Origin of the sequence: Tumidithrix helvetica PCC 7403 (assembly GCF_965232925.1) — a bacterium.
GTDB lineage: Bacteria > Cyanobacteriota > Cyanobacteriia > Pseudanabaenales > Pseudanabaenaceae > Tumidithrix > Tumidithrix helvetica.
In genome coordinates this window covers 77,617-89,808 of sequence record NZ_CBDDRA010000017.1, presented here as the reverse complement: position 1 = coordinate 89,808, position 12,192 = coordinate 77,617, and the positions used below count along the sequence as shown (strand labels likewise).

The 12,192-nt window shown below is 45.4% G+C and carries 14 protein-coding genes; 7 read left to right on the top strand and 7 right to left on the bottom strand.

The window, feature by feature from the left end; translation table 11 throughout:
* Positions 1 to 37 precede the first annotated feature (37 nt).
* From ACP2WE_RS16230 to ACP2WE_RS16220, 3 genes are all read right to left on the bottom strand, one after another.
* A complete protein-coding gene (locus ACP2WE_RS16230) occupies positions 38 to 580 on the bottom strand; it encodes a DUF1697 domain-containing protein (RefSeq protein ID WP_425216590.1) in 543 nt (180 codons plus the stop codon).
* Between the two features lie 377 nt (positions 581 to 957).
* Positions 958 to 1,728 carry a DUF3226 domain-containing protein gene (locus tag ACP2WE_RS16225; RefSeq protein WP_425216589.1) on the bottom strand — a complete coding sequence of 257 codons (771 nt, stop codon included), beginning with the start codon at positions 1,726 to 1,728 and terminating at the stop codon, positions 958 to 960.
* A gap of 2 nt (positions 1,729 to 1,730) precedes the next feature.
* A complete protein-coding gene (locus ACP2WE_RS16220; RefSeq protein WP_425216588.1) occupies positions 1,731 to 2,888 on the bottom strand; it encodes an AAA family ATPase in 1,158 nt (385 codons plus the stop codon).
* Between the two features lie 524 nt (positions 2,889 to 3,412).
* On the opposite strand from ACP2WE_RS16220, the gene ACP2WE_RS16215 reads away from it, so the two are divergent.
* Together ACP2WE_RS16215 and ACP2WE_RS16210 are read left to right on the top strand one after the other, a co-directional pair.
* Positions 3,413 to 4,432, top strand: a complete 1,020-nt coding sequence (locus ACP2WE_RS16215) for a hypothetical protein (protein WP_425216587.1) — start codon at positions 3,413 to 3,415, stop codon at positions 4,430 to 4,432.
* Positions 4,433 to 4,492: 60 nt separating this feature from the next.
* Positions 4,493 to 5,776: a M16 family metallopeptidase gene (locus ACP2WE_RS16210; RefSeq protein ID WP_425216586.1), complete on the top strand. Its 1,284-nt coding sequence runs from the start codon at positions 4,493 to 4,495 to the stop codon at positions 5,774 to 5,776.
* Positions 5,777 to 5,815: 39 nt separating this feature from the next.
* On the opposite strand, the gene ACP2WE_RS16205 is transcribed toward ACP2WE_RS16210, so the two are convergent.
* The 3 genes from ACP2WE_RS16205 to ffh all read right to left on the bottom strand — a co-directional run bounded on the left by ACP2WE_RS16205 (position 5,816) and on the right by ffh (position 9,376).
* Complete coding sequence (locus tag ACP2WE_RS16205) at positions 5,816 to 6,844, bottom strand: NAD(P)/FAD-dependent oxidoreductase (RefSeq protein WP_425216585.1); 1,029 nt, start codon at positions 6,842 to 6,844, stop codon at positions 5,816 to 5,818.
* A gap of 69 nt (positions 6,845 to 6,913) precedes the next feature.
* A complete protein-coding gene (locus ACP2WE_RS16200; protein WP_425216584.1) occupies positions 6,914 to 7,786 on the bottom strand; it encodes an isoaspartyl peptidase/L-asparaginase in 873 nt (290 codons plus the stop codon).
* Positions 7,787 to 7,951: 165 nt separating this feature from the next.
* Positions 7,952 to 9,376 carry a signal recognition particle protein gene (gene ffh, locus ACP2WE_RS16195; protein ID WP_425216583.1) on the bottom strand — a complete coding sequence of 475 codons (1,425 nt, stop codon included), beginning with the start codon at positions 9,374 to 9,376 and terminating at the stop codon, positions 7,952 to 7,954.
* A 227-nt stretch (positions 9,377 to 9,603) separates the two neighbouring features.
* Here ffh and ACP2WE_RS16190 point away from each other — a divergent pair, with 227 nt between their 5' ends.
* The 5 genes from ACP2WE_RS16190 (at position 9,604) to ACP2WE_RS16170 (ending at position 11,446) form a co-directional block, all read left to right on the top strand.
* Entirely contained in the window at positions 9,604 to 10,287 is a 684-nt protein-coding gene (locus ACP2WE_RS16190; protein WP_425216582.1) for an SDR family oxidoreductase, read from the top strand.
* A 42-nt stretch (positions 10,288 to 10,329) separates the two neighbouring features.
* Complete coding sequence (locus ACP2WE_RS16185) at positions 10,330 to 10,497, top strand: DUF4145 domain-containing protein (protein ID WP_503473944.1); 168 nt, start codon at positions 10,330 to 10,332, stop codon at positions 10,495 to 10,497.
* Between the two features lie 137 nt (positions 10,498 to 10,634).
* On the top strand, positions 10,635 to 10,901 hold the full coding sequence (locus ACP2WE_RS16180) for a type II toxin-antitoxin system Phd/YefM family antitoxin (RefSeq protein WP_425216580.1): 267 nt from the start codon (positions 10,635 to 10,637) through the stop codon (positions 10,899 to 10,901).
* Positions 10,879 to 11,142: a Txe/YoeB family addiction module toxin gene (locus ACP2WE_RS16175; protein ID WP_425216579.1), complete on the top strand. Its 264-nt coding sequence runs from the start codon at positions 10,879 to 10,881 to the stop codon at positions 11,140 to 11,142. The genes ACP2WE_RS16180 and ACP2WE_RS16175 overlap by 23 nt, the downstream gene beginning before the upstream one ends.
* 79 nt (positions 11,143 to 11,221) lie before the next feature.
* A complete protein-coding gene (locus ACP2WE_RS16170; protein WP_425216578.1) occupies positions 11,222 to 11,446 on the top strand; it encodes a DUF433 domain-containing protein in 225 nt (74 codons plus the stop codon).
* A gap of 121 nt (positions 11,447 to 11,567) precedes the next feature.
* On the opposite strand, the gene ACP2WE_RS16165 is transcribed toward ACP2WE_RS16170, so the two are convergent.
* Positions 11,568 to 12,158 carry a 2OG-Fe(II) oxygenase gene (locus ACP2WE_RS16165; RefSeq protein WP_425216577.1) on the bottom strand — a complete coding sequence of 197 codons (591 nt, stop codon included), beginning with the start codon at positions 12,156 to 12,158 and terminating at the stop codon, positions 11,568 to 11,570.
* Between the last annotated feature and the right edge of the window lie 34 nt (positions 12,159 to 12,192).

Below are 12,192 nucleotides of genomic sequence, written 5' to 3'. Positions count from 1 at the left end.
CCTTCCCAGACTATCCTTCAGGAGTTAGCACAGTTCCTTACTGTACAGGATATTTCGCAGCTATTTTTGAGATCGTGCTAGCGCTGCGGAAGGTTGCTCTTAGTTTGAGCTTTTTCTCAAACACTGCATTAGAGAAGGTGGATTCGCTCTGTTTCTGTTTGCATAACCAATAGACCTCGCGATCGCGGGTATGAAAGTCATCGATCTCAGTCTTTAACGTATTGAGAACTTGGATGGCATCTTTAGTCAGTGGTTCTGCTAAAAATACGATATTTAAGGCAAGAGCAGATTGCAACGCATCCTCTGTAAAGGGCTTGTAGCTGGCAAGATCGGAGACTTCGCGATTGGTTCTAATAAATGTCGCAACGTCGTAACCTAAGGAGCTTTTGAGCTGTTGCTCAATGGTCTGTTCGAGGCTCTTAGCGTTTTTAGAATCAGCGTTGAAGATGACATTACCACTGGCGATAAATGTCGAAACATCAGAGAAATCCATTGCTTCAAATAGAGAACGAAGGTAGTCCATTTTGACTGTATGACCTCCGACGTTAATGGCACGCAGGAATGCAATATATCTTGGCATAGCAATTGTTTTGAACTACAGAGTTTGCCCAAACTGACAGTGATTGCTAGTTAGTAAGTCACCTTACGCGGAACTATAACCTCAAAGTACTCCTCAAACACTCTTCCCTTATGGGGCGTAGCGACAAAGCTACCGTTTTGATCTTGTTTCCCTCGAAGAACTGAGGGATAAGGGCTTCAGAAACCTCTACGTAACATAAATTAGTAGTTCCAGAGATTATTTTTATAGTCCCGATAATGTTATGGGATTATCAGAGGCTACTTACAATTGCAGGTCTTCCCAATCCTAACATCTTGGCTAATTGCCAAATCATCTCTGTTGTCATCCAATGGACTTCCAAAGTAGAAAATCTTGAGATGCCTATCAAATCTAACTACTCATACAAGTCCCATAACTTGCTCAAGAAACTCCTGGACACGCTTTATAGTATTCAGTGTCATTGTTTTCTCATCTATCCATCGGTTATCCTGTATTGAAACTTGCAAAGTCTTACCAGGTCTTAGTATGCTACTGATGCTTGAAATCACTACTTTATTTTTGCCTGCTGGTTTATTTAGCTCCTTCAAGTCATCCTTAGTTAATTGGTTAGTATCAATATCAGCAACATATTTAGTAGAAAGAGCTAGTAGATTCGGATAGTTTACCTTTGCACATTCAATCAAAATATCTTCTAAAGTCCCTGGGGCACTGTTATTTGGAGCTATAAAAATCCCACATCTGGGAGAGTCTTTCATAACTTCCCCAAGCACTGAAGGTAACAACAAACCACGTGGAGATAACTCAGAAATTAGTTTCTCGAATCTTTCTTGAGGTGTTTCGCTATCATCAGCATCTAGAAAAACACCAATGCCAAAAAATTTTGAAGCTGGAATTAACGCAAGGTTTTCCTCTATAGTTTCCGATAAACGTGTGATTCCAATAGCACTATGCAAAGCAACTGATAGATCAGCATTTTGTAAAAAGACTGGAACAGGCACACGTTTCCTCAGGTCATCATCCACAGGAAATGCTGAAGGTACAAGTGGTTTCCAAAAGGAGTCAAGCGACGAGAAACGAGTTACTCGCTTTAAACCATAAGATTTGAGTAAACAAATGAGGAATTCAATATCTTGGGGACCTTCTGTAACAATGTAACAGTACTTGACCATGACTACCTCACATCCAGTCCACGCTCTGAACGCAACCTATGTAATAAGCTCCCAGAGAACCTTTGGGGAGCTTGTCCCTTAGGATTTAGTCGAAAAGCTACAACATCATCTGTAGTAACATCAGCTTGTAACATTGCATCAATCGCCTCAAGACTATGAGTTGTCACAAAAAGTTGAATATCTTGGTGACGACAAGATTTTACAATCCAAGAAAATACTTTACTGAGCGCAGAAACATGGATAGATGTCTCAATCTCATCAATAAGGAGTACACCATTTTTGTTAGTCAATAGAGTAAGAGCGATAACTAAAGTCCGTTTAAACCCATCGCCAAATGTATATAAAGGAGCAAATCCAAGCTCTTTATGCTCTATATAGAGAACTGCTCTAGCAGTTGGAGTGGATAGTATTTGAATATCAAGTATATTATCATCGAACCATTGAATCAACTCGAGCACTTCGCTCTTTCCATTTTTTTCCTGCAAAATTATTCGTGTGAGGCGATCTAAAATAGGCTCAGAAGAGTATGAAGGAAATATAGTTGCACTTTTTACAAGTGGTTTATTACGCCTGCGTTGGACAAATCGCTCATCTTCCCAAAACTGGAATACTTCTATATGCTCTGGGTCAGAGGGAAATAAGCTAACTTGTTCCGAGACTATATTTGCTGCAATTTCTATCTCAACACCGATTCGAATAGAGTTGATTTCAGGAGAACCTGTATCCTCATCAGGAGAACCTACTTCTTCATTGAAGCTTTCTTGATTTGGCTTTTCCACTCCACTACCATAAATTTCTCCAAGCCTCGCTTTAAATCTATGTATAGGGGTACTGCCACTTGCTTCTATTAAAATTTCACTCTGATAAAACTCGTTGTTAGATGAATCTATCTTTTTGGGGAAAATCCATTTTACTGCCTCAAGATTAGGTCGAAGCGAAATGTATGAAGATCTGCCTAGATATAGCCTCCTTTGTGAAACTTCGAGCCATTGAAATGGATCAAGTGGATTACATAAAATTGAAATAGCTTCAAGAAGGCTAGTTTTTCCTGAATTGTTATTGCCAACAAAAATATTTACTTGACCTAATTGCTGCAGATCGAGCATTTGAAAGCCGCGATAGCCACTTATTTGTAGACTGTCAAAGACCAAAGTCATCATAAACTGGCTCCAAGAACCGTATTGGCTTTAACTAAACTAAATTAGCCTAAAAATGATATTTCAGATTGGCGTATATAGAAAGTACTTTAAGTTTAATGTATGTCTTGCTAATCTTTGATAACTCTGAAGAGAAGGAATAAATTTGGAATAAGGATTTATATCCTAAAGAGCAAGAGCTATTGGGATATAAGGGCACCTCTATTACTTGGCTTATTCTCAATAACAAAAGCCCAAAAGCCTTGATGTTTCGTTTGTATTCTCAATTATTTTGGATTTTTAGAGGTGCCCATAAGGATGTCAAAACAACGATGAGCTAACCCATGTCTCAATTGTTGGGTGTAACTATTTTGCTTAATCGCTAAGGATAAGACCATCACTACCATTTTAAAAATGATTTAAAAGGTAATCTTGTTTTTGTCAAAAATTGCCTGAAATTGTCGGAAAAAACTTCCCCATACCTGTTACAATGCGTTGACTTTTTGGCACGTCTGCAGAAGTAACCGGTGAGGATGAGGAGAAAATCTATGAAGCGACTTGGAAGCAAAACGGCTTGCTGGCTTGGTTTGGTTGCCGCGATTTCAATGGGAGTAACGCTTTTTCCCCCTGAGGTAACAGCTCAGCTCAAGATTATCAATCGGGACAATCGCGGGATTAGAGACGAAGGCGATCGCTTGCTCGACCTCGGCAAAACTCAGCTCGATCGGGGGCTACCCAAACAGGCAATCGCCTCTTGGCAACAAGCGATCGCGCTTTACGAACTTGTGAACGATCGAACCGCCATTTCTCGTACCCTAAGCATGATTGGGGACACCTATCAAAAGATTGGCGCTAAAGTCGATGCCCAAGACACCTATCAGACCCAACTTGGCTTTGCCAATACGCTCAGCGATCCAGGGGTACAAATATCATCCTTAAATAGCTTGTCGGCGATCGCCCTGATCAAAGATGCCCCTGCCGAGGCTATGCCGATCAATAAAGCGGCACTCGATCTCTCCCGTCAGTATCGGCATATATTCGGCACAGGCACTGCCCTGCACCACAGTGGCTTAATTGCTGCCCGTTATGGCGATCATTTCACGGCAATCAAACGTTATTACGCCTCAATTCCCTATCGTCAAGACATCCGAGATTTTTCGGGCCAAGCCTATACCCTGATTAACAGTGGGGATAGCTACATGGCGACCGATAACTTTAAAGCTGCCATTACAGACTATGGTTGGGCATTGACGATCGCCCGCCAAACCCATGACTTGAAGCTGATGGCGATCGCCACCGACCGCCTAATTGCTCCCTATCTGGAAATTCCTAACTTTTACCGCATCGAAGATTTACTCCAAAATCGCACGGGTATTGCCCTTGTCTTAAACGACTTGCCCACAGCGATACTCACCCAGCGTCAACTCGGCGATTTGTATCTCTCCTTTGGCTACATTCCTAAAGCGCGGGAGGCTTACCAACAGTCTATAGATTTTGCTGTTAAGCTAAGAGATGATTCGGCAGTACGTGAGTCTTATTATCGGTTACAAGCCCTCGATCGGTCGTAAGATCGGCGTAAGGTCGCATGTAAGCCCGAATCGGGTATTCACTTAACCATTCAGCAAGATATGACCGTAGCGATCGCTCCCCCTCGGACTAGTCTGGCTGTGCCAACTGTGCACGTCTTACCCAATGGCGTCAAAATCATTGCCGAGCAGATTCCCGTCGATGCTGTGAATCTCAGCATTTGGGTGAATGTTGGTTCTGCCGTCGAAAGTGATGACATCAATGGCATGGCGCACTTTTTAGAACATATGGTGTTTAAGGGCAGCGATCGCCTCAAGGTTGGCGAGTTTGAGCGTCTGATCGAGTCCCACGGAGGCAATACCAATGCGGGAACCAGTCAGGACTACACCAACTACTACATCACCGTTGCCCCCAAGGATTTTGCCAAACTTGCACCGCTTCAGTTGGATGTGGTTTTAAATGCCAGCATTCCCGACCCAGAGTTTCAGCGCGAACGCTTGGTCGTACTCGAAGAAATTCGTCGCAGCGAAGACAATCCCGAACGACGCATTCAACGCCACACCGCCGAGATGGTGCATCAGTTGTTGCCCTATCGTCGCCCCGTCTTGGGCTCTGCGGCAGTGATTTCCCAAGTCACCTCCGAGCAAATGCGTGACTTTCACCGCAGTTGGTACGCCCCCCACAACATGACGATCGCTGCGGTTGGCAACCTACCCGTATCTGAAACGATCGAAGCGATCGCCAACTATTTCGATCGGAGTTCCCAACCTGCACCCATCCCTCAAACTCGTCCCACTTGGCTACCTGAGCCAGTCTTTGATACAGTGGTGCGGCAAGAAGTCACCGATAGCAGTTTGCAGCAAGCCCGCCTGATTATGACTTGGCGCGTACCTGGACTAACCGCGATCGAAAAAACCTATGCACTCAATATTTTGGCAAGTGTTTTGAGTGGAGGACGAACTTCGCGACTCGTCAAAGACTTGCGAGAAACCCGCCGTTTGGTCGATCGGATCTCGGTAGGTAATTCCACCCAACTCTGGCAGGGAACATTCCAAATCTTTGCGAAGTTAGATGTTGAGAATATTCCACTCGTCGAGCAAGCAATTCGCGAGCATTTAACCAAACTCCATGACGAATTTGTCACCATGGTGGAGCTAGAGAAAATTCGCACGCAGGTGGCAAATCGCTTTATCTTTGGCAATGAATCGCCCAATCAAAGGGCAGGAATTTATGGCTACTACGATCGCATAGTCGGTCATCTCGACACAGCCCTCTACTATCCTGATTTTATTAATGCACTAACGCAAGCTGATTTGCAAGCGGCCGCCCGCGAATATCTCAACCCCAATGCTTACGGAATTCTGATCGTAAAACCTGAGGCATGAACGTAGAAAATGGAAATAAGAATGGGAATGCTGCCTGAACTACTTCAACAGTTCCACTAAAGATTCCGACGCCGCTAGCCCTGACTGATAGGCAGCTTCCACATTTGAGCCAGCACACCAGTCACCCGCACAAACTAGCGGTAATGGAATGGAAGTAGATAGACAAGCAGCACCTAAGACTTCTTCGGCGATCGCATAGCGCCATCGATGCACTTGCCACCATTCGGGACTGCTCAACCACTTCGCTAAAAGTTTACCCGCTCGGTTTAAGATCGGCTTACCAGCCAGTTCTAAGTCTGGCTCATCCATGGAATGTTTGGCAAAATCGGCCGTACTTTGAAACACAAACACAGGTTGGGTAGCTTTGTCAGGGTGCTTACTACTATCCAACCCAATCCAACTCAAAATCGGGTCGCTCAGACATTTAATCGCCTGCCATTCTGGAGGCACAGAATTTCCCGCCGCATAGCCCGCCATGATCGTAATACTGGGTGAAAATTTCACCGATCGCACTGCCTGTTGAAAGCTGGGTGCAGGAGCAAGCACAGATTCAAATAGGGGTAAAAACTGAGGCGCAGGCATGGTTGCAACTACTGCTGTTGCTTCTAAGAGTTCTCGTTGGTCGGTGATCAGTTGCCACTTTCCAGCATCGCAATTGACTGCCACAATTCGGGTGTTAAAAATTATTTTTTGATCGCTGGCAAGATGTGCGTTCGCTAAATATTTGGGAATCGCTGTCATTCCCGCAGGACAGCAATAGCGGGGATACATCTCATCGGCAGTAGGAGGACGCAGCCCTGTTTCTGTGAGGTAATGGAAATTGCGCGTCCATTTTTGGACGATGCCTTTTTCTTCTAGCTTGTTAATAAATCGCTCGAAGCCATCATTCCGCACCGTGATGTACTGCGCCCCATGATCGACCCAAGTTCCTTGCAGCCGTCGTGTTGCCATGCGTCCGCCCACACCAGCCGATTTTTCAACTATGGTGACCTTAAATCCAGCGTGGCGAAGTTGCTGAGCGCAGATTAGCCCTGCGAGACCAGCACCAATAATCATCACATCTTTCATAGTTGAGCCACTGAGTTAAGCGATTGACATAAACAATACCTAATCAACTGATTAGGGCTTTTAAACCTATTACAGCGTATCACCAATCGAATTTCCATCATGATACGCCGCGAACAAGACCGCACAGGTTTTACCCCAAGCGATCGCCCCGCTGGCATCCAGACAAATTGCGCCAAAGTCCCGATCGCGCGATCGGGCTTCATCAAAAGATTTATCGACAGCTTGCTGGAGGCTTAGACCATCCGTTACCCTAACCACGATCCGAGTTGCTAGCCCCTCGTCTATTATATCTTCGCCTACTCCCGTGCAACTTACACCAGCCATTTGTGTGGCATAGTTGCCAGCCGCCGTTGCGGAGTCGCTAACGCGCCCGATGCGTTCAAAGCCGCGCCCCCCTGTCGATGTGCCCGCACAAAGCCGACCAGAGCGATCGAGTGCCACTACACCAATTGTTCCCATCGCTACCTCTGCCATTTTGCGGCTGAAGTTGGTCTTGCGTTCTTCGATCCATTCTTGCAAGCGTTGATCGGTGAGCGGATTAAAGATCGGGACGGCAAGTTCGCGGGCTAACTCGGCTGCCCCATAGTCTGACAACACGCGATCGTCACTGGTTTGCAGGGCTTGAGCCAGCTCGATTGGGTTTTTGACCCGCGAGATATTAATGACGCCACTAAAGCTTTGGCGATCGCCATCCATCAGCGAGGCACTCATGCGAATCTGCCCATCGGATTGCAGCACCGAGCCTGTTCCAGCATTAAAGCGGGGATCGTCTTCTAACAGTTGGCAGGCTTTGACGACCGCAGCGATCGCACTCTCACCCTGTAACAATAAAGGATAGACGGCGGCGATTACGGCATGGAGAGACTGGCGTACAGGTTCTAGTCCACCCTTACTTTCGAGCGAGCTACCTGCCCCACCATGAATAATTAACTTAGGCTGCATATTTTAGCGTTACAACTTGAAACTACTGAAACTTAGATCTGAAAGGATTTCACATTCCTAGATCCCCAACTTTTTTGGGCAAACTTGCAAATTTTTTGACGCAAATCAAAAAAAGTCGGGGATCTCTATTCTGAGAATTCTGAGACAACTGTCAATGAATAAACCCTACAACTCACCAAACCCTTTCTTCTTTTTCTTTTTCTTTCCATAAGGCAACCCACTCGGACTAGTATTCCCCTGATTACCCATCCCCGGCATGCCTGGAAAGCCACCCATACCAGGCATATTGGGCATCTTCCCTTGTCCCATTTGCTGCATCAGCGTCCGCATTTTCTGGAAGTCAGCCACCAACTTGGTGACATCTTGGGTTGCATAGCCCGAGCCCTTGGCAATTCTCTGCTTGCGACTGGGGCTTTTGCCAATCAGGTCGGGATCTTGCCGCTCTTGCTTGGTCATGGAGCTAATCATGGCTTCGCAGCGTTTTAGCTGAACTTCTGCCTGCTGCAACTGCGCGTCGTTGACCTTCATGCCGGGTAACATTTTGAGCAGTCCCCCAAATGACCCCATACTCTTCATCATGCGGGTGTTTTTGAGGAAGTCATCAAAGTCAAACTTAGCTGAGAGAATTTTTTCTTGGAGTTTCTCGGCATCGGCAAGATTAATTTCTTCCTGCGCTTTTTCGACGAGGGTGAGCACATCACCCATACCCAAGATCCGAGAAGCCATACGTTCGGGGTAAAACGGCTGTAGCGCCTCAACTTTTTCACCTACCCCAATAAACTTAATTGGCTGTCCTGAGATCTGGCGGACGGAAAGCGCTGCACCACCTCGGGTATCGCCATCCATCTTGGTGAGAATTGCCCCCGTGATCCCGATTTGCTCGTGAAACGTGCGGGTGAGATTGGCGGCTTCTTGACCCGTCATCGCATCGACCACCAGCAAAACCTCATTCGGTTGGATCTCCTGCTTGATCCGCGCCAACTCTGCCATCATGTTTTGGTCGATCTGCAAGCGCCCCGCCGTATCGACAATCACGGTGTTAATCCCTTGAGATCTTGCCTGTGCTACACCTTGACGAGCAATCTCAACGGGATCGGCATCGCTGCCCAGCTCAAATACAGGGATATCGATTTGTTTGCCCAGGGTTACGAGCTGATCGATCGCCGCAGGTCTATAGACGTCCGTTGCTACCAGCAAGGCACTGCGATCGAGTTTGCGCAGGTGTAAAGCCAGTTTTGCCGAGGCGGTGGTTTTACCCGTACCCTGTAAACCCGCCATCAAAATAATTGTGGGAGCAGGCTCTACTTCGGCGAGGGGTTGGTTTGCCTCACCCATCAGTTTCACTAACTCGTCGTAGACCACCTTGATGAACTGCTGATCGGGGCGGACGCCTGCCACTACATCTGTGCCTAAAGCTTTTTGAGAGATCTGCTCGACGACTTCCTTGACTACTTGCAGGTTTACATCTGCTTCTAATAAGGCTCGGCGCACCTCCCGAATTGCACTCTGGATGTTGGAATCACTAATTTTGTCCTGACCGCGTAACTTTTTCCACGCAGCTTCAAATTTCTCGGTAATTTCGTCGAACATAGTAGTTTTTCGTGCCTTCTAATCAGTGAGTCGTTGTCAGTTATTCAGTAAGCAGTTATCAGTGGTGTCCAAAAAGCTTAATGCTGATTGCTCATTTTACCAATTCCCCATCACCGATTACCTGTTCCTCATTTTTAATGCGTTGTCCTTCTCGCCCTTACGGCAGACCCTATAAATATTAAGTAAGATTAAGATGGTTGCATAACAAATATTAAGTCAAAAACTCTATGAAAGCATTTGTCGCAGGTGCAACAGGCGGAACGGGTCGATGCATTGTTGCCGAATTAGTCAAGCGCAACATTCCTGTCCGAGCATTGGTCAGAGATTTAGAAGCCGCCAAACAAATTTTGCCAGCCGAAGTCGAGTTAGTGGTCGGTGATGTCTTAAAGAAAGAAACGCTTGTGAATGCGATCGCTGACTGTACGGTTTTACTCTCAGCGACAGGCGCAAAGCCTAGTCTCGATCCCTTTGCGCCCTATATGGTGGACTACGAAGGCACGAAAAATTTAGTCAATGCTGCCAAAGCCAAGGGCATCGAACAATTTGTGATGGTTTCATCCCTCTGCACCTCCTTAATCTTGCATCCCCTGAATTTATTTTGGTTGGTTCTATTTTGGAAAAAACAAGCCGAAGAATTTCTGCAAGTGAGCGGTCTGCCCTATACAATCGTGCGTCCAGGCGGACTCAAGTACGAAGATAACGATGATGTCGTGATTATGAAGCCAGCCGACACCCTATTTGAAGGTAGTATTCCTCGCCCTAAGGTAGCGAAGGTTTGTGTGGATGCTTTATTTCAGGCTATCGCTCGCAACAAAATTGTAGAGGTAATTGCGAAGGCTGGAATTACGGAGCCGACGACCGAGCAATCTACTGACCAAGCGATCGCAGAGTTATTTGCTAATCTTGCGTGACGAAATAGCGATCATAATTGTGCGCGATTCCAGTTATGTAGTCTGATGCCTCCTAATAGTAAGACATGGGTGGATCGAATTCGTTTGAGAGGTAATGAGGCAAATCATGAAATTGCGTTGATGGAAGAAGTTGATGCCAAAGAGTTACTTCTCTTTACTGAAATACTTTTGAAGTTGTTTTATACACTGCCGAAAATGGCAGCACCATGAAAAATAGAACTTCCCAAGTAAAATGTGTGATGCTCCCTACTTTATAGATACAGAAGGCGATCGCATTTTGATGAATTATGTTTGCGGCGATCGCAAGTTAAAATGCTAGATGAACTTGTAATTAGGACTATAAAGTTATGTCAACTCAACAAGTCACCTTTCAAGAATGCAACACGCAATTTGCAAAGATTTTTGAGCGAGTATTAGAAAATCACGAAGTCATTTCAGTCTATAAAGAGCCTGAGCAGGGCATTGTAATCTTGGACGCAAAGGAATATAGCAGCTTAGTCGAAACTTTGTATTTACTAAGCAATCCTGCCAACCGCGATCGCCTCCGACAAGGTGTTTTGCAACATCAACAAGGTCAAGTAAGGGAAATTGATGTTAAGGCTTACTTGGACTGAGAATGCATTAGAAGACTTGGATTGGTGGCAGCAGAACGACATCAAGATATTGAGAAAGATTATCCAACTCTGTCTTGAAATCTGTAAAAACCCTACAACAGGGCTCGGAAAGCCAGAGCCTTTAAAGTTTGAATTGCAAGGTTATTGGTCTAGGCGTATCAACCAAGAACATCGGATTATTTATGCTTTTGATGAAAATCAAGTCACTATTACACAGTGTCGATTTCACTACCAGAAGTAACTTGGTTAAAGAGCGATAGCTTTTTGATAAAGTGTGTTTTAGTCGATTCTGAGTTTTTAAAAAGGGAGAAATAATTCTTATGCAAAATCGAATAACTATTGATCCAGATATTTGTAACGGAAGACCGATTATCGCAAATACTCGAATTACTGTGCAAACAGTTATGGAGTTTTTAGGTGCAGGTGATTCAATCGAAGAAGTGCTTGAAGAATATCCATCGCTAAAAAGAGAAGATATTTATGCCTGTATGCAATTTGCAGCAAAACTGATGGCAAACCACTACGAAGTGAGAAAAGTGGCATGAATGGGGTTAAGTTTGGGGCGATCGCCTTTTGATAGGTTAGGCTTGAGGCGATCTCAGGCTGTACAGTTTTACTCGCAGCAACAGACGCGAAACCGAGCCTCGAGCCCTTTAACGAAATTGCTTAACGAATTGTGCGTGATTCTAGTTTGAATTCTGGGATTTGCCGTAGCTCTATACTTTCGAGATTATATTGTTCGCAAACGAGGCTCAGACGATTCCCTGAGCTTTTGACAGCATTCACGGAATGGGTCAAATCTCCTTGGAAAATTACCAGATTATTCTGTTGAGGGCAGATTTTACCGACCTGACGTTTGTGCGATCGCAGCACGAGTTCTCCACCTTCTAACTCTGAGGGAACTTCAACGTAGAGAACGCTGACCACCGCAGGCGGGTCAATAGTTTTGCAATAGGAACGCAACGAGCGATCGATATGCGGATCTACGCGCGAACCAGTTTTAAGAAGTAGGGGATTGAGATAAAAGGCATTGCACTCGGGTTGCATGACGCAATGCAGATAGGGCATAAAGTAAGGAAACTTCTGCTCGACTGTCGCTAAATGCGATCGCTGGAATACCAGCGAAAATCCCTTGGTATCGACAAAATCGCGATTGAGATTATTCACTGAAAAGTAAGGCGAAGCCAAAATCTGTCCGCGCAACTCATTGAGATACGTGCGATCGAAGACTTGCGATTGTTGATGATAGTAAGCCAAGAGAAAAGGTTCTTATAACAGTTAGCAGGTATGG